Origin of the sequence: Brevundimonas sp. EAKA (assembly GCF_000698025.1) — a bacterium.
GTDB classification, from domain to species: Bacteria; Pseudomonadota; Alphaproteobacteria; order Caulobacterales; family Caulobacteraceae; genus Brevundimonas; species Brevundimonas mediterranea_A.
The window spans coordinates 1-16126 of the sequence record NZ_JMQR01000068.1 but is presented as its reverse complement, the minus strand read 5'-3'; the positions used below and the strand labels follow the sequence as shown (position 1 = coordinate 16126).

Annotated in this window: 19 protein-coding genes and 1 pseudogene; 5 read left to right on the top strand and 15 right to left on the bottom strand. The window is 68.5% G+C overall.

Going from position 1 to position 16126, the window contains the following annotated elements; all coding sequences use genetic code 11:
- Positions 1 to 125 precede the first annotated feature (125 nt).
- Positions 126 to 920 (top strand): enoyl-ACP reductase, encoded by a 795-nt coding sequence (locus tag ER13_RS10855; protein ID WP_164952750.1) that lies wholly within the window; start codon positions 126 to 128, stop codon positions 918 to 920.
- 9 nt (positions 921 to 929) lie between these two features.
- Positions 930 to 2114, top strand: a complete 1185-nt coding sequence (locus tag ER13_RS10850) for a benzoate/H(+) symporter BenE family transporter (protein ID WP_348271535.1) — start codon at positions 930 to 932, stop codon at positions 2112 to 2114.
- Between the two features lie 28 nt (positions 2115 to 2142).
- Here ER13_RS10850 and ER13_RS10845 read toward each other — a convergent pair whose 3' ends face one another.
- Both ER13_RS10845 and ER13_RS10840 read right to left on the bottom strand, forming a co-directional pair.
- Positions 2143 to 2538, bottom strand: coding sequence for a DUF3597 domain-containing protein (locus ER13_RS10845; RefSeq protein ID WP_035309165.1), 396 nt, complete (start codon positions 2536 to 2538; stop codon positions 2143 to 2145).
- 51 nt (positions 2539 to 2589) lie between these two features.
- Entirely contained in the window at positions 2590 to 3318 is a 729-nt protein-coding gene (locus ER13_RS10840; protein WP_035309174.1) for a glutathione S-transferase N-terminal domain-containing protein, read from the bottom strand.
- A gap of 163 nt (positions 3319 to 3481) precedes the next feature.
- Between ER13_RS10840 and ER13_RS17970 the strand changes: the two genes are divergently transcribed.
- Positions 3482 to 3658: a YegP family protein gene (locus tag ER13_RS17970; protein WP_008260025.1), complete on the top strand. Its 177-nt coding sequence runs from the start codon at positions 3482 to 3484 to the stop codon at positions 3656 to 3658.
- Here the strand turns inward: ER13_RS17970 and rimM are convergent.
- From rimM to ER13_RS10785, 11 genes are all read right to left on the bottom strand, one after another.
- Positions 3655 to 4182, bottom strand: a complete 528-nt coding sequence (gene rimM / locus ER13_RS10835; protein ID WP_035309162.1) for a ribosome maturation factor RimM — start codon at positions 4180 to 4182, stop codon at positions 3655 to 3657. The genes ER13_RS17970 and rimM overlap by 4 nt on opposite strands.
- Before the next feature lie 231 nt (positions 4183 to 4413).
- Positions 4414 to 4956, bottom strand: a complete 543-nt coding sequence (gene rpsP, locus ER13_RS10830) for a 30S ribosomal protein S16 (RefSeq protein ID WP_008263068.1) — start codon at positions 4954 to 4956, stop codon at positions 4414 to 4416.
- A gap of 24 nt (positions 4957 to 4980) precedes the next feature.
- The gene (gene ffh / locus ER13_RS10825) at positions 4981 to 6543 is read right to left on the bottom strand and encodes a signal recognition particle protein (protein ID WP_035309160.1); all 1563 of its coding nucleotides are present in this window, start codon (positions 6541 to 6543) and stop codon (positions 4981 to 4983) included.
- A 312-nt stretch (positions 6544 to 6855) separates the two neighbouring features.
- Positions 6856 to 7227 carry a hypothetical protein gene (locus ER13_RS10820; RefSeq protein ID WP_035309158.1) on the bottom strand — a complete coding sequence of 124 codons (372 nt, stop codon included), beginning with the start codon at positions 7225 to 7227 and terminating at the stop codon, positions 6856 to 6858.
- A 69-nt stretch (positions 7228 to 7296) separates the two neighbouring features.
- A complete protein-coding gene (locus ER13_RS10815; RefSeq protein ID WP_035309155.1) occupies positions 7297 to 8667 on the bottom strand; it encodes a S41 family peptidase in 1371 nt (456 codons plus the stop codon).
- A gap of 206 nt (positions 8668 to 8873) precedes the next feature.
- Positions 8874 to 9953: a murein hydrolase activator EnvC gene (locus tag ER13_RS10810; protein WP_035309153.1), complete on the bottom strand. Its 1080-nt coding sequence runs from the start codon at positions 9951 to 9953 to the stop codon at positions 8874 to 8876.
- 1 nt (position 9954) lies between these two features.
- The gene (rlmH, locus tag ER13_RS10805) at positions 9955 to 10419 is read right to left on the bottom strand and encodes a 23S rRNA (pseudouridine(1915)-N(3))-methyltransferase RlmH (protein WP_008262378.1); all 465 of its coding nucleotides are present in this window, start codon (positions 10417 to 10419) and stop codon (positions 9955 to 9957) included.
- 4 nt (positions 10420 to 10423) lie between these two features.
- Positions 10424 to 10858: a ribosome silencing factor gene (rsfS, locus tag ER13_RS10800; protein WP_008264216.1), complete on the bottom strand. Its 435-nt coding sequence runs from the start codon at positions 10856 to 10858 to the stop codon at positions 10424 to 10426.
- A gap of 133 nt (positions 10859 to 10991) precedes the next feature.
- Entirely contained in the window at positions 10992 to 11657 is a 666-nt protein-coding gene (locus ER13_RS10795) for a nicotinate-nucleotide adenylyltransferase (protein WP_035309151.1), read from the bottom strand.
- 80 nt (positions 11658 to 11737) lie between these two features.
- On the bottom strand, positions 11738 to 12613 hold the full coding sequence (locus tag ER13_RS10790) for an alpha/beta fold hydrolase (protein WP_231492530.1): 876 nt from the start codon (positions 12611 to 12613) through the stop codon (positions 11738 to 11740).
- A 17-nt stretch (positions 12614 to 12630) separates the two neighbouring features.
- Positions 12631 to 13125, bottom strand: a complete 495-nt coding sequence (locus tag ER13_RS10785) for a Fur family transcriptional regulator (protein WP_035309148.1) — start codon at positions 13123 to 13125, stop codon at positions 12631 to 12633.
- Positions 13126 to 13255: 130 nt separating this feature from the next.
- Here ER13_RS10785 and ER13_RS10780 point away from each other — a divergent pair, with 130 nt between their 5' ends.
- Complete coding sequence (locus ER13_RS10780) at positions 13256 to 14032, top strand: SapC family protein (RefSeq protein ID WP_035309147.1); 777 nt, start codon at positions 13256 to 13258, stop codon at positions 14030 to 14032.
- 60 nt (positions 14033 to 14092) lie between these two features.
- Here the strand turns inward: ER13_RS10780 and ER13_RS10775 are convergent, their stop codons facing one another.
- Together ER13_RS10775 and ER13_RS10770 are read right to left on the bottom strand one after the other, a co-directional pair.
- Complete coding sequence (locus ER13_RS10775; RefSeq protein ID WP_008264307.1) at positions 14093 to 14500, bottom strand: acyl dehydratase; 408 nt, start codon at positions 14498 to 14500, stop codon at positions 14093 to 14095.
- Between the two features lie 8 nt (positions 14501 to 14508).
- Complete coding sequence (locus tag ER13_RS10770) at positions 14509 to 15537, bottom strand: NADP-dependent oxidoreductase (RefSeq protein ID WP_008263474.1); 1029 nt, start codon at positions 15535 to 15537, stop codon at positions 14509 to 14511.
- A gap of 339 nt (positions 15538 to 15876) precedes the next feature.
- Here ER13_RS10770 and ER13_RS10765 point away from each other — a divergent pair.
- Positions 15877 to 16126 (top strand): annotated as a pseudogene (locus ER13_RS10765) (hypothetical protein); the annotation flags it as partial.

The following is a 16126-nucleotide window of genomic DNA, read 5'->3' as shown; positions in this document are numbered from 1 at the left end:
GGCTACGCCTCCGCCCCCCTCCCCCGCAGGGGGAGGGAGAAGACGTTGAGCCCGTGGCCTGCGCCTGCTAACCCTCCGCGCAAATCATCAGGAGACGTATCATGGCCGCTTCCGAAGGCTGGAACATGCCGACCGGCGAACTCATGAAGGGCAAGAAGGGCCTGATCATGGGGGTGGCGAACGCCAATTCGATCGCCTGGGGCATCGCCTCGCAACTGGCGGCCCAGGGGGCGGAACTGGCCTTCACCTATCTGGGCGAGGGGCTTGAGCGTCGGGTGCGGCCGCTGGCCGAGAGCGTGGGCGCCAGGCTGCTGATCCAGGCCGACGTCACCGACGACGCCTCAATGGACGCCGCCTTCGCCGAGCTGGAAAAGGAGTTCGGCACGATCGACTTCGTCGTCCACTCGGTCGCCTTCGCCAACAAGGACGAGCTGAAGGGGTCGTTCGTCGAGAACACCAGCCGCGACAGCTTCCTGCTGGCCATGAACATCTCGGCCTTCAGCTTCGTGGACGTGGCCAAGCGCGCGTCGAAACTGATGCCGAACGGCGGGTCGATGATCACCATGACCTACCTCGGCTCGGAACGGGCCATCCCAAACTACAACACCATGGGCGTGGCCAAGGCGGCGCTGGAGGCGGCGACGCGCTATATCGCCCGTGACCTGGGGCCCAAGGGCATCCGCGTCAACGCCATCTCGGCCGGCGCCATGCGCACCCTGTCGCTGGCCGGCATCTCGGGCGGCCGCGGCATGATCAGCCAGGGCCGCGCCATGTCGGCCATGAAGGAAGACACCTCGATGGAAGGCGTCGCCGGGGCGGCCCTGTGGCTGTGCTCGGACCTGGGCCTGTCGACCACGGGCGAAGTCGTCCACGTCGACGCCGGCTTCCACATGATGGGTCTGGCCGGCGACGAGGAATAGGGGCGTCCCCTGTCCATTTCCGAACCGTCCGCCCCCCTGCTGACGCCGTCCGCCGTTTCGGCGGCGGCGGTGGCGACCGTCGTCGGCTTCGGCGGCACGGTGGCCCTGGTGGTGCAGGCGGGTCAGGCGCTGGGCGCCCACCCCGCCCAGATCGTGTCGATGGTCACGGCCCTGTGCCTGGGCATAGGCGTGCCGGGCATGGTGCTGAGCTGGCGACTGCGGATGCCGGTCGTCCTGGCCTGGTCGACGCCCGGCGCGGCCCTGCTCGCGGCCTCCACTCTGGGGCTGGGCTGGGCCAACGCCGTCGGCGCCTTCGTCGTGGCGGGCGTGTTGATGCTGCTGACCGGCCTGTTGCCGGTCCTGGGACGGCTGGCCCAGAAAATCCCCGCCTCGGTCGCCTCGGCCATGCTGGCGGGCGTGCTGTCGCCCTTCGTGCTGAGACTGTTCAAGGTCGCGCCCGACGAGCTGACCTTGGCGGCCGGCCTGCTGGCCGTCTTCATCGTCGTGCGCCGCCTTTGGCCCGCCTGGGCCCTGCCCGCCGTCCTGGGCGCGGCTTTCGTCGTGCTGATGCTCAGGAACCAGATCGGCCTGCCGCCGGGGACCGGCCTGTTCGGGACGCTGTCGCCCGTCATCCCCGCCTTTGACTGGAAGGTCGCCGCCAGTCTGGGCCTGCCGTTGTTCCTGGTGACGCTGGCGTCGCAGAACCTGCCGGGCCTGGTGGTGTTGCGGGCCGCCGGATATGCGCCCCCGGCGAACCTCCTGATCCTGGCGACGGGCCTGACCAGCGTGATCGCCGCGCCGTTCGGGGCGCACGGAGTCAATCTGGCCGCCATAACCGCCGCCCTCTGCACCGGGCCGGACGCCCACCCGGATCCGGCGCGACGCTGGATCGTCGGGGTGATCTATGGCGGCTTCTATATCCTGGTGGCGCTGTTCGCGGCGCCTCTGGCGGGACTGTTCATCGCCATGCCGCCAGCGGTGCTGGCCATCATCACGGGCCTGGCCTTGATCGCCGCCCTGACGGGTGCGCTGAGCGCCATGCTGGCCAAGGCCGACGAGCGCGAAGCCGCCGTCCTGACCTTCGCCGCCACCGGATCGGGGATCGCCCTGTTCGGCATAGGCTCGGCCTTCTGGGGCCTGGTCGTCGGCTTCGCGGCCCTGGGCGCGCTGCGCTGGATCAGACCGAAAGCCTGATCCAGCGCCCCGGCCCCGCCGGGTCGCCTCAGTCCCGCAGCGACGCCGGGACCTGGCCGCCGTTTTCCGCCAGCTTGTTCCAGACCGCCCTGGACAGGGCGGTGTTCTGCTCGGCCGAGCCGTGTTCGCCGGCGTGGACGTTCAGCTCCTCGGCCAGTTCCTTGCGGGCGGCCAGGCTGGAATCCAGATCCAGCAGCTTCAGCAGATCGACGATCGAGGTGCGCCAGTTGCCGCCGCCCCCCCTGGATTCGGCCAGATCGCTGAGCACCGCCTCGACGTCGACCGGGGGCAGGACAGGCGCCGCCGTCGCAATGGGCGCAGCGCCCGGCGTGGGGGGCGCGCCGCCGACGTTCGGCGACGGCGCGGGGGCCGTCTTCGGTTTGTGGCCGGTGATCTTGTTCCAGATCGAAGAGAAGATGCCCATCGGTCGCGCTCCTGTTGGTGTGGCGAGACAACGCGGCCAATGGGCGAGGGTTCAGCCCCGCGCCGGAATCGCCAGCCCGCGCTGCACCGCCGGACGGGCCAGGCCGCGCTCCAGCCAGGCGGCGACGTGCGGGAAGTCGTTGAAGCCGACGATCTCGCCCGCCTCGTAGAAGCCGATCAGGTTGCGGACCCAGCCCAGCGTAGCGACGTCGGCGATGGAATAGTCGCCCCGGCCCTCGCCCACGATCCAGTCGCGGGGGGCGCCGCCATCATTGGCCAGCCGTGTTTCCAGCACGCCCAGCAGACGGCGGCTTTCGGCGACGTAGCGGTCGCGCGGACGCTTGTCCTCATAGTCCTTGCCGGCGAACTTGTGGAAGAAGCCCAGTTGGCCGAACATCGGGCCGATCGCGCCCATCTGGAACATCAGCCACTGGATCGTCTCATAGCGGGTCGCCGGATCGTTCGAGAGCAGTTTGCCGGTCTTTTCCGCCAGATAGATCAGGATGGCGCCGGACTCGAACAGGGCCAGCGGCTGTCCGCCGGGGCCGTCCGGGTCGAGAATGGCGGGGATCTTGCCGTTGGGGTTCAGCGAGAGGAATTCCGGCCCCCAGGTCTCGTTGGCCATGATGTCGATGAAGTGCGGCTCATAGGCCAGGCCGACCTCTTCCAGCATGATCGACACCTTCACGCCATTGGGCGTGGGCAGGGAATAGAGCTGCAACCGGTCGGGATGCCGGGCCGGCCAGCGGCCGGTGATCGGAAAGGCGGACAGGTCGGTCATGGGTTCGGCCTCGGCGTGGTGATGAACAACCATGTCGGCGCCATGCGCGAGGTTCGCAACTGTCATCGGCACGATTTGGTCGCGGACTTGTGTCTGGAAACGGACCGAGGACGGCGCCAGCTTGGCCGTGACCGATCACAGGTCGCAGGAAGGGAGACGCCCGATGGCGCACAAGTTCGAGATCTACAAGGACAAGGCCGGCGAGTTCCGAGTCCGGTTCAAATACAATTCCGAGACCCTGTTCTCGACCGAAGGCTACAGCTCCAAGGCCTCGGCCCAGAACGCCATCGACTCCATCAAGAAGAACGGCCCGGACGCCGAGGTCGAAGACAACAGCTAATCCGGCTCGCGCTCGCCCACCTCGGTCGGCGGGACGGCCAGAAGCCAGCCGTCGGCCAGGTGCAGCTCGGGCGTCGCTGCCTTGGTGAAGGGCAGATACCAGGTCGGGCCGCCGGTCGCGGCGGCGATCTCCAGCATGTCGTCGGCGCCGAAATTCTGGACCGACTTGACCGTGCCCATGACCTCGCCCGCCGTGTCGCGGACCTCGACGCCCAGCAGGTCGGCGAGATAGAATTCGTCCTCGTCCGGTTCGGGGAAGCGGTCGCGGGGAACATAGAGTTTCAGGCCGCGCAGGGCGTCGGCCTGTTCCTTGGTGGCGATCTCCTTGGCCCGGCCGACCACGCCGCTCTTGTCCGGGCGGGTCGCGGACAGGGTCAGGGCGACCGTGCCGTCGGCGCGCAGCAGCGGGCCATAGGCGGTCAGGGCCAGGGGATCGGCGGTGAAGGCGGTCACCCGCACCTCGCCCCGCACCCCGAAACCGCCGCCGATCTGGCCGACGAGGATCAATCTGCTGTCCGTGGTCATGGTCTGTGTCCGTCGTCCTAGATCTTCCCCCGCTTGCGGGGGAAGTGTCAGCTCGTCGAGCGCAGCGAGACGGCTGACGATGGGGGAAGTGTCGCGACACTTCCCTCTCCGACCCTGGATCGGCTGCGCCGATCGCCGGGCCACCTCTCCCGCAAGCGGGAGAGGGTCTAGTAGCGCATGAAAAAGGCGGCGTCGAAGGACGCCGCCTTGATCGTGTCGAGACCGAAAGCCTTAGGCTTCGGTCTTTTCTTCGGTTGCTTCTTCAGCAGCCGGAGCTTCTTCGGCGGCGGCTTCAGCGGCGGGCGCTTCTTCAGCCGGGGCTTCTTCGACAGCCGGAGCAGCCGCGGCGGCGGCGGCTTCTTCCTTGGCGCGGGCGGCGGCTTCAGCGGCCTCGACCTTGGCGGCGGCTTCGGCTTCCAGGCGGTCGGCTTCGCGCTGGGCGCGTTCCGCGGCGCGCTCTTGCGCCTTCTTGCCGGGCTGGGCCTTGTTCGGGTTGTTGGACTGGGTCCACTTCACCTTGGCGCCCAGGGTCTCGTCCTGCGACAGGAAGCGGGCGACGCGGTCGGTCGGCTGGGCGCCCTTGCCGAGCCATTCGGCGATACGCTCGACCTTCAGGGCGACGCGCGGAGTGGCGCCGTCCTTGGGCAGCATCGGGTTGTAGCTGCCGACCTTCTCGATGAACTTGCCGTCGCGGGGCGAGTGCGAGTCGGCGATGACGATGTGGTAGTAGGGGCGCTTCTTGGCGCCGCCGCGGGCCAGACGAATCTTCAGCATTTTCAGTCTCTTTCTAGGAAGTCGTTATTTCTTGGGAGGGAAGCCCGGCAGGCCCGGAAGGCCTCCCGGAAGTTGTCCGCCGCCCCCGAGGGGGTTTCCAAGTCCCGCGAGGCGGTCCTGGATGGCTTTCAGGTCGTCGGCGCTGGGTTCCGGCGTCTTGCCGCCGCCCAGGGCCTTCAATCGGTTCAGATCGGGGCCGCCGCCCATGCCCGGCATGCCGGGGATGCCGCCGCCGCCGCCGAGGCCGCCCAGCATGGCGGCCATCTGCTGCATCTTCTTGGGTCCGCCGCGCGCCATCTGCTTGACCACGTCGGCCATCTGGCGGTGCTGTTTCAGAACCCGGTTCACGTCCTGGACATCGACGCCGGCGCCGGCGGCGATCCGCTTCTTGCGGCTGGCGTTCAGCAGGTCGGGCTTCTTGCGCTCGACCTTGGTCATCGAGGAGATGATGGCTTCCTGGCGCAGGATCATGCGGTCGTCGATGCCGCTCTCGGCCATCTGACCCTTCATCTTGGCCACGCCGGGCAGCATGCCCATGATGCCCTGAAGCCCGCCCATCCGCTTCATCTGCTGCAGCTGACCGGCCAGGTCGTCCAGGTCGAACTGGCCCTTGGCCAGTTTGCGGGCCATCTTCTCGGCCTTGGCCTGGTCCAGGTCCTGCGACGCCTTCTCGACCAGGGCGACGATGTCGCCCTGGCCCAGGATGCGGCCGGCGACGCGGCGGGCGTCGAAGACGTCCAGCGCATCGACCTTTTCGCCGGCGCCCAGATATTTGATCGGCAGGCCGGTGACGGCCCGCATCGACAGCATGGCGCCGCCGCGACCGTCGCCGTCGGCGCGGGTCAGGACCAGGCCCGTCAGGGGCAGGCGGGCGTGGAAGGCGGCGGCGGTGCGGACCGCGTCCTGGCCGGTCAGGCTGTCGGCGACCAGCAGGGTCTCGACCGGCTTGGCGATCTCGGCGACCTCGGCCACCTCGTTCATCAGCCCCTCGTCCAGGGTGATGCGGCCGGCGGTGTCGAGGATCAGGACGTCGAAGCCCTGGAGCTTGGCGGATTGCAGCGCCCGACGCGTGATCTGGACGGCGCTCTCGCCCGCCACGATGGGCAGGACGGCGACGTCGATCTGTTTGCCCAGCTGGGCCAGTTGCTCCATCGCGGCCGGACGACGGGTGTCCAGCGAGGCCATCATGACCTTCTTGCGATCGAACTTGGTCAGGCGCAGCGCCAGCTTGGCCGAGGTCGTGGTCTTGCCCGAGCCTTGCAGGCCGGCCATCAGCACCACCGCGGGCGGAGTAGCGTTGGTGTTGAGCGGGACCGGCTCTTCGCCGCCCAGCATCTCGATCAGGCCGTCATAGACGATCTTGACCACCTGGTCTGCGGGGCGGACCGAACGGATGACCTCTTCACCGGTGGCGCGTTCGGTGGCGAAGGCGATGAATTCCTTGACGACCGGCAGGGCGACGTCGGCCTCGAGCAGGGCCACGCGCACTTCGCGCATCGCCTCGGCGACATCCTTTTCGGACAGGGCGCCGCGGCCGGTGATCCGGTCGAAGACGCCTGTCAGCCGCTCGTTCAGAGCCTCGAACATTCACTACCTCGTGGCGACGGGTGAAGCGGCTCCATACGACAACGGCCTCTGGCGACGATCACGTCGGCAGAGGGTTCTCGCCCACCTCGTTCTCTTTTTTTGGGCTATCGGCCTTGCGGCCTGCTTGAGCCCGAATGGGCTGTGCTCAAGCAGCGCGGAGCGCGGTAGCACGACAAAAGAGCTGTCGTGTGGGTGGAGACGCGAGGTTCACTTGCGTCGGAAGCGGCGGCTTATGAAGGAAAACAAGGGGAATGTCGAATCCCAACGCCACAGATTCTCTCGCCGCGCGCACGGCGGAGGCCCCATCCCGGTTCAGACGGAGATGTTCAGCAGCACGGCCTGCGTCTTGCCCTGGGCGGCCGCGTCCTTGACCTTGGCCTCCAGCGCCTCCTGCAGCTTCTGTGCGACCAGCTTGGCGATCTCGTCCTCGATCGTGGCGCGGGCTTCCTTCGGCAGGGCGGCGACGTCGCGCTCGCTCATATTCTTGTCCGACAGGACCTGCTCGCGGAGCCGCGCCTTGAGCTTCTCCATCTGCTGCTCATGCGCCCAGGCGCTGAGCCCCTTCTCACGAATCTGGTCAAGATCGTTCTGAAGGACCGAAGTGGGCTTATTTTGCCCGGCCGATGCGCTCTGGCCGACCGAGCCCACACTGCCAAGGAAGCTGCTAACCGACGAAATCGACAAGACATTCTCCTTTCCGAAATAGTCGACGACGCGACTGTTGCGGAAAGGCTTGCAACCCGCGTGCCGAAATCAGTCCTCAGGCGTCTCGGCCGGCGTCTCGTCCTTCTTCGGTTCGGAGCCCGGCTCGGTGACGACGATGGTCTCGGGCGGGGCGGACAGTTTGGACAGGTCGCCGCCGGCGCGCAGGACGTCCAGGGCGCGTTGCAGCTGGTAGTCCTTCTCCTTGTCGAAGTCCTTGCCCGGGGCCTCGCGCGGCGTGTGCGGCCCCTTGCGTTCCGCGCCGATGGAGGAGTCCAGGGCGGTGGCGTAGGCGGCTTCGGAATAGATGAAGCTGGAGCGCGAGACGATGCGGGCCTCGGCCTCGGACCGGGCGACCTCCAGATCCGGCTCAATGCCGATCTTCTGGATCGAGGCGCCGGACGGGGTGTAGTAGCGGGCCGTGGTGATCGACAGGGCGCCGTCCTGGCCCTGGCGCAGCGGGATCACCGTCTGGACCGACCCCTTGCCGAAGCTGGTCAGGCCGACGATGGTCGCCCGCTCATGGTCCTTCAGGGCGCCGGCGACGATTTCCGAGGCCGAGGCCGAGCCGTAGTTGACCAAGACCACCACCGGCAGGCCGCCGGTCAGGTCGCCGGGCTTGGCCGAATAGCGCTGGATCTGCTCGGGCTTGCGACCGCGCTGGCTGACGATCTCGCCGCGCTCCAGGAAGGCGTCCGACACGTCGATGGCGGCGTTCAGCAGCCCGCCGCCGTTGTTGCGCAGGTCCAGGACATAGCCCTTCACGCCGGGCTTCTCGGCCTTGATCTTGGCGATGGCCTCGGTCAGTTCGCGGCCGGTGTTCTCGTTGAAGGTCGAGACGCGCAGATAGCCGAAATCGCCTTCGACCCGGCCCGTGACCGACTGAACCTTGATGATCTCGCGGGTCAGGACGACCTCGAGCGGGTCCTCGCCGTCGCGCAGGAAGGTGACGCGTACGCTGGTGCCAACGGATCCGCGCAGTTTCTCGGACACCTGGCTGACGGTCAGGCCGGAAGCGTTCTGGCCCTCGATGGAGGAGATGACGTCGCCGGCCTGAACCCCGGCCTTGGCGGCGGGGCTTTCGTCCATCGGCGAGATGACCTTCACCAGGCCGCCCTCGGAGGTGATGGTCAGGCCCACGCCCGAATACTGCCCCTCGGTCCGTTCGCGCAGCTCGTCATAGTTGGACGGCGGCAGATAGTTGGAGTGGGGGTCCAGCGCCGTCATCATGCCGGCCAGGGCGGCTTCGATCAGCTTCTTGTTGTCGACCGGGACGACATAGGCCTGCTCGACGATGCCGACCACGTCGCCGAACAGCTCCAGCATCCGGAAGGTTTCGTTGCGGGGCGTCTGGCTGGTGGCGACGGCGGCCGAGCCGCCGAGAACCAGGGCGGCGCAGCCGACGAGAAGCAGTTTACGCATTCGGTCTCTTTCGGTCGGGCCGATCATGAAAGGCGCCCGTTGCAAGGGTAAGGCCCCGCAGACACGACGAAATCGTGGCGGCGCAGCGTCACGCCGATAAAATCAGCGTCAGGTTGGAAAGCAAGGCCTTATCGCATCTCGGCCATTTCGCCGCCTCCCAACTCGCCGTCAGAGGCAAGAGGCCGCAAATGACGCCCTGTCGGAGCCTATTTCAGCCAGGGACCGGGATCGATGGGCCGTTCCTCGCGCCGCAGTTCGAAATAGACGTCGCCGTCGGGGCCGCTGCGTCCCAGGGTCTGGCCGTCCGAGACGCGGGCGTCGTGCGCCACGTCCACGCTTTCCAGCCCGGCGATGACCGCCCGCCAACCGGGGCCGAGATCCAGAATCACCACCTGGCCCCAGCCGGTCAGGGGGCCGGCGTAGGCGACCTTGGCGTCGGCGGGGGCGGTCACGGCCGCGCGGTCGGCCCGCCAGCGCCACCCCGAGGTCCCTGCCCCCCAGGTCTGGCTGGGCGCGCCCTGGGCGGGCGAACTGAGGCGGGTGCGGCCGGCGGGCAGGCGCGTGGGCGCCGCCTCGGCCGTCTCGGCCGCGGGGACGTCGCCGCCCAGTTCGCGGATACGGCTCTCCAGCACGCGGGCCGCGCGTTCGGCGGTGCGGGCCTCGGCGTTCAGGACGGCGGTCAGGGCGGTCTTGCGCGCCGTCAGCCCCTCGATCTCGGCGCGGCGGTCGCCCTGGGCGCTTTCCGTGGTCAGCAGCCGTTCGGACGACAGGACCGCCAGGCGGCGGATGCGCATGATCTCGGCCTGACGCGCGGCCAGGGCCTGGGCGCGCCTTTCCAGGTCGGGCGTCATGGCCCGAAGCAGGATGGAGGCGCGCACCGTATCCACCGCCTTGTCCGCCGGTATCAGCAGGGGCGGCGGGGGGCGACGGCTCATCATCTGCAGGGCGCTGAGCAGCCGACCCTGGGCCCCGCGCTCCCGGGCCAGGTTCGTGACCAGTTCGGCCTCGCGTTCGCTGAGCTGGCGCAGGCGGGCGCGTTGGTCGTCGATCTGGCGGTCGTCGGTCCGTTCGTCGGCGCGCAAGGCCGCCAGGCGTCGCTCCAGCTGGGCCAGTTCGGACTTGGCCGCATCGGCGTCGGCGCGCAGGCGGCGCGCCCGCACGGCCTCGTCGCGGTATTCGGCCTGGGTGCGGGCCAGCTCGCTTTCAGGCGCCTGCCGGCCCACGGCGGGCGCGGCGAGCACGAGGCCCGTCAGCAGGGCGAGAGAGAGTGTGGCGGCGCGACCCATGTCAGTCGCGATGATAGGGTGATCCGGCCAGGATGGTCACGGCCCGATAGAGTTGTTCGGCCAGCATGGCGCGGGCCAGGGCGTGGGGCCAGGTCTGGGGACCGAAGGCCAGGGTCGAGGAGGCGGCCGCGCGCACGCTGTCGTCCAGCCCGTCCGCCCCGCCGATGGCGAAGACCAGACGGCGTTCGCCCTGATCGCGCAGTTTGGCGACATGGTCGGCGAAGGCGCGCGACGAATAGGTCTTTCCACGCTCGTCGCAGGCGATCAGATGCGACCCTTCCGCGGCCGCGAGGATCAGTTCGGCCTCCGGCCCCTTGCCCGGCTTCTTGGCTTCCAGGTCGATCAGTTCAAGGGGGCCGAGGCCAAGCGCGCGTCCGGACAGGGTGGCGCGCTTGGCGTAGTCGTCGGCGAGGGTCGCCTCTGGCCCTCGGCCCGGTCGGCCGATGGCGACGATCCCCAGCCTCACGGTCTCAGTCGCGGACCATGCGGTGGGCGGAATCGACGGCCCAGATCTTCTCGATATTGTAGAAGGTGCGCACTTCCGGGCGGAACAGATGCACGATCACGTCGCCGGCGTCGATCAGGACCCAGTCGCAATGCGGCAGGCCCTCGACCTTGGCCTTGCCCAGGCCCTGTTCCTTCAGCGTGCGCAGCAGGTGGTCGGCGATGGCGCCGACATGGCGGTGCGACCGGCCCGACGCCACGATCATGGTGTCGGCCATGGCGCTTTTGCCCTTGAGATCGATCAGAACCATCTCCTGGGCCTTGTCCTCGTCGAGGCGGCTCAGAATGGCTTCTTCAAGCGGGGTCGAGCCGATCGGGCGCGGTGCGGAATCGCCGAAGGCGCTGGGCGCGCCGTCGGATTCAAAGCCGTCTTCGGAATGCAGAGGTTCTATGGCATCCATCTCGTGCGCCGTGTTCGAAACGGCGGCGTCTTGCGTATCATACGCGGGCGAGGGGGTCAGCGGAGGGCTCCAGGAGCATTGACTAAAGAAGCCCTCTAGCACGGATAGGCCGGTCCGTGAACCGGCGCCCCGATCACGAGGCCGCGCGTCGTCCGGTCCCGGTGCGGATCGCGGTCGAGGACAGGGGGTTCAGCGGCGCCGTCAGATAGGTCCAGGCGGGCGCCGACAGGGTCGGCAACAGGCCCGCCTGTTCGGCCGGAACGCGGAAGGTCGCGAACCGCGCGGCCGCCGGGGCGGTGCGGCTGTCCAGCAGGGAGCCCGGCCGGGCGATCACCGCCACCGGCATCAGCCGCATGATGTCGGTCCAGCCGCGCCAGCGATGGAAACTGGCCAGATTGTCCGACCCCATCAGCCAGACGAAATGCACGCCGGGATGCCGCGCGACCAGCAGGCGCAGGGTGTCGACGGTCCAGGCCACGCCGGTGCGAGTCTCGAAATCCGAAATGATCATCGACGGGCCGCGGGCGTGTTCACGCGCCGAAGCCATGCGTTCGGAGAGGGGCGCGCTGTGGCGGGCGTCCTTCAGCGGGTTCTGCGGCGAGACCAGCCAGACGACCCGGTCCAGGCCCAGGCGGCGCATGGCCGTCTCGGCCACATGGGCGTGACCGTCGTGGGCCGGATTGAAGGAGCCGCCGAACAGCCCGACCTTCATTCCCGGCGTCAGGATCAAACCGTCCCGCAACCCCCCGGATCGGGGGCCGGCGCCTTTGGGCGCGGGACCGGCGTGAAAGAAGGACAAGCGGGACGTCTCGGGGAGTTATGCTCAGCGGCGCCCTTATCATGGGGCTCGGCGCCTGTCCCCCGATTAATCGTCCGCCCTCAGACCGCCGCCTCGAACAGGGCGTCGCGGGCGACGTCGGCATGGGTCATGGGGAACAGATGGCCGCCGCCGGCGACCACCTCGACCGTCACGTTCGGCAGGCCGCGCGGCGCGACCGGCACATGGGTCAGGGCGCCGTGCTCGGCCTTCAGAATATGGATCGGCCCCGGATAGCGGCGCAGGGCCCGCCAGGGATCATGCGCCTGGGCGGCGTAGTTGGCGGCCTCCCAGACCGGGGTGGCGGTCAGCGTCAGACCGTCCGGCGTCTCGACCAGGCCCTCGGACAGATAGTCGGCCAGCACCCGGTCGGGCCAGCCCTTGAAGGCGCCGCGTCCGCGATAGGCGGCCATGGCCTGTTCGCGGCTGTCGAACACCGGGCGACGGCGGCGTGTGGCCCTGGCGATGGGGATGTCCTTCATCAGCCGGTGGGCGAAGGGCAGGTTGAAGGCGAAGACCGCCGCGCGCCGCCAGATCACCGGATCGAACAGGACCAGGCTCGACACCCGATCCGGCCGTTCGGCCGCCGCCAGCAGCGAGGCGGTTCCGCCCATCGAATGGCCGGCCAGGACCACCGGCGGCCCGTCGATGGCCTCGATCAGGGCCAGGATGTCGTCGCGGTGATCCAGCCAGCTGGACTTGGGCCGGGCGAACACCGGCAGGTCCGACCCGCCGTGACCGCGCAGATCCGGAGCCCAGATCCGCAGACTGGCCGACAGGGGCGACAGCAGGCTGCGATAGGTGGCGGCGTTGAAGCCGTTGGCGTGGGAGAAGATCAGGTCCACGGGCCGCTTCGGGTCGCCGAAGTCCATCACGGACATCCGGCCCGCGCCCCAGTGATTGTTGATCGGCACGCTGAGTCGACGGGGCGGGGACATCAGCGCAGCATCCATGATCATGCGGCCTGACGACAGGCGGCGCAGAGTCCGTGCGCCTCTATGGTGGTGCGGGCGATGGCGTAGCCGGCGGCGGCGGCGGCGGCGTCCATGGCGCCCTGGTCCGGCCCGTTGATCTCGCGCGTCGCCCCGCAGCAGTCGCAGATCAGGAAGGCCGCCGCATGGGCCGCGGTGTTTTCTTCATGTCCGGCGCAGGCGACATAGGCGCTGATGGAGGCGATGCGGTGGGCCATGCCCTGGCGTTCCAGAAACTCCAGAGCGCGATAGACGGTAGGCGGCTTGGCGGCCTGGCCGTCCTCGCCGAAGCGGGCGATCAGGTCATAGGCCTTCACCGGCTCGCCGGTCTCGAGCAGAAGGGACAGCACCCGTCGACGCGGCGGCGTCATCCGCTCGCCCGCCGCCGTCATGCGCGCTTCCGCCCCCTCCAGCGCGCGGATCAGGGCCGCGCCGTGCAGGCCCGCATGATCGTGATCGTGGTCGCAGGTGGAGGTCATGCGCCACAGCTAATGGCTGAGCGGCCTGGCCGCAACATGAGACGCCGCCGGGCGTCGCCTCCGTTTGCCGCTGGGACGCGCTTGGGCTAGAAGGCCCGCCTCGTTTCCATTCCAGAGCGCCTGGCTTCTCATGACCGACACGACCAACTCGCCGCTCGAGGGCAATGTCCTCTTCTACAAGAACCCCGAGCCGCTGGATCCGGGCCTGCACGGCGCGCTGGGCGTCAATCCGGCCGACAAGCCCTACGCCTTCGTCGGCCAGACCAATGTCGTGCCGCTGACGGTGACCGAGTTCGCCGCCGCCGCCCTGTCCTATCCGGTGATCTTCACCGGCGAGAACCGCCAGCCGGTCGTGGTCATGGGCCTGCGCCAGGGCGAGAACCTGTTCGTGGCGGCCGACGGCGAGTTCCGTCCCGACGCCTACATCCCGGCCTATGTGCGCCGCTATCCGTTCGTCTTCGCCGACGACAAGCAGAACCAGCGCCTGATCCTGTGCATCGACCGCGGCGCGGAGATCGTCGCCGAGGGCGGCCAGAACCCGTTGTTCGTCAACGGCCAGGCCAGCGACTACACCACCATGGCGATGGAGTTCTGCAACAACTTCGAGCAGGAGCGTCAGCGCACCGAGGCCTTCGTCAAGCTGATCAACGACCTGGATCTGCTGGACGTGCGTGAAGCCGTCTTCACGCCGCGCAACCCGGACGGCACGCCGGGCGCGCCGCAGAAGCTGGCCGAGTATTTCGCCGTGTCGGAAGACAAGCTCCGCGCCCTGCCGGCCGAAAAGCTGGCCGAACTGCGCGACAACGGCGCCCTGGGCCAGATCTACGCCCACCTGGTGTCGCTGCTGGGCTGGGACCGCCTGATCGCCCTGGCCTTCCTTCGCCAGGCCCCGGGCACGGTCAACTAAGACCCGCCGTCCGATCGAAATGGAACGCCCCGCCGGTTCGCCGGCGGGGCGTTCTGCGTTTCAGCGGCGCGAAAAGACGGCGCGGGTCAGGCAGGAGAAGACCAGCCGACCGCCTTCATCCAGCAGGTCGTGCGAGGCGATGACGATGCCCTTCTCGTCTCCGACCGGATCCTTGCCCATCACCGTCATCCGCCCGCGCAGCAGTTCGCCCGGCGGGGGATTGCGCAGATAGCGCAGACCGTCCACGGCCAGGACCTTGGTCTGGGCCCAGCCGCCGGCCTTCTCGGCCGCCAGCCGGCTCCACAGGGCGTAGACCATGGCGTCCGGCGCGCCATAGGCGGCGTCCCAGCCGGGCGAGAACCGCTCGACGAAGACGTCCAGCGCGGCCGGATCGACCGCGCAGGCGCCCAGGGGCACGACCTGTCCCGTCTCCAGATCCTCGTAATGGACGAGCAGGGGGTCGCTCATGGATATCCTCAGGCAGGTTCTTCGGAGACGCGAACCAGCAGCTTGCCGTCGTGATCGCCGGTGAACAAGCGATTCAGCGATTCCACCGCCCCTTCCAGCCCGTCATCGACGTGGACCTTCCACTTCACCTTGCCCTCGGCCAGCCAGGGTCCCATCTCGGCGACCATTTCGCGGGCGCGCGGGGCGTAGTCGAGCACCAGGAAGCCCTGGACGGTCAGACGGTGGGTGATGATGCGGGCGAAGTTCGGCGACGGCGGCGCCTTGGTGGCGTTGTAGGACGACACCAGGCCGCACACCGCCATCCGGCCGTGCACCTTCAGCCGGTTGAAGACAGCGATCATGATGTCGCCGCCCACATTCTCGAAGTTCAGATCGATCCCGTCCGGCGCCAGCCGATCCAGGGCCGCGCCGACATCCTCGTTCTTGTAATCGACGGCGGCGTCGAAGCCGAGTTCGTCGGTCAGCCAGGCGCATTTCTCGGGTCCGCCGGCGATGCCGATGACGCGGCAGCCGCGCTGTTTGGCGATCTGGCCGGCGATGGAGCCCACGGCGCCGGCGGCGGCCGAGATCACGATCGTCTCGCCGGCCTTGGCCTTCAGCACGTCGGTGACGCCGAAATAGGCTGTCAGGCCGGTCATGCCCAGGACCGACATATTGGCCGTCAACGGCAGGCCTGGCGCACGGTGGACCGGACGCAGCCCGCCCTCGGGCACAACGGCGTAATCGGCCCAGCCGGCCGAGGCGGGCATGACCACGTCCCCGACCTTGAACCGGTCGGAGCGGCTGTGTTCGACCACGCCCAGGGTCAGGCCGCGCATGACCTCGCCCAGACCCACCGGCGGCAGATAACCCTCGGAATCGTTCATCCAGGTGCGGTTGGTCGGATCCAGCGACAGATAGACGGTGCGGACCAGAACCTCGGTCTCCTTGAGATCCGGGATCGGGCTTTCGACCAGTTCCAGGTCGCCCGGTTGAATCAGACCCTTGGGCCGCTGGCGCAGCACCCACTGGCGGTTCGTCTTGCCGTTCAAAGCCATGCGTCTATCTCCTAGGATTGTCTTTTGAGGCCATCCTGACCCTGCCGCCCCCGGCGGTCGAGAGCGAAAAGAAAAAGGCGACCCCTGCGGGCCGCCTTCAAGTGGCATCATCGAGAATGAGGCGCGGAGGCGACAGATTGGCTTTCGCCAATCTCAAGTCGGGGGGGCGTCGCCGCCTCCGCATGCCGATAACGGCAGGCCGGGAGAGTGGTTCCAGAGGTTGCGTGCAATTTTTCGCCTTCCCACGAACAAGGTTCGCCGGAGCCGCGCGTCAATCGGAACGTCGCCAACGGCAGGGCGTTGAGGCGCGACCAGAAAACAGAACAAGGGAGGCCGAGCATGAGCCACCAAGACCCCCAGACGAAGATAACGGACGCGGATCGATCCAACCGGCCGATCGACGCCCAGTCCACCCGCCAGGGCCGGTCCGGCGTGCGCATTCTGTGGCTGCTGATCCTCTCCGGCGGGGCGGCGGCGGTGCTTCTGCTGTCCATCTGGGCCTTCAGCCAGGGCGGCATGTCGACCACCAACGCCAACGACGGCGACCAGGCGGTGGACGCCCGCGCCTTCCAGGGCGACGCCCAGACCC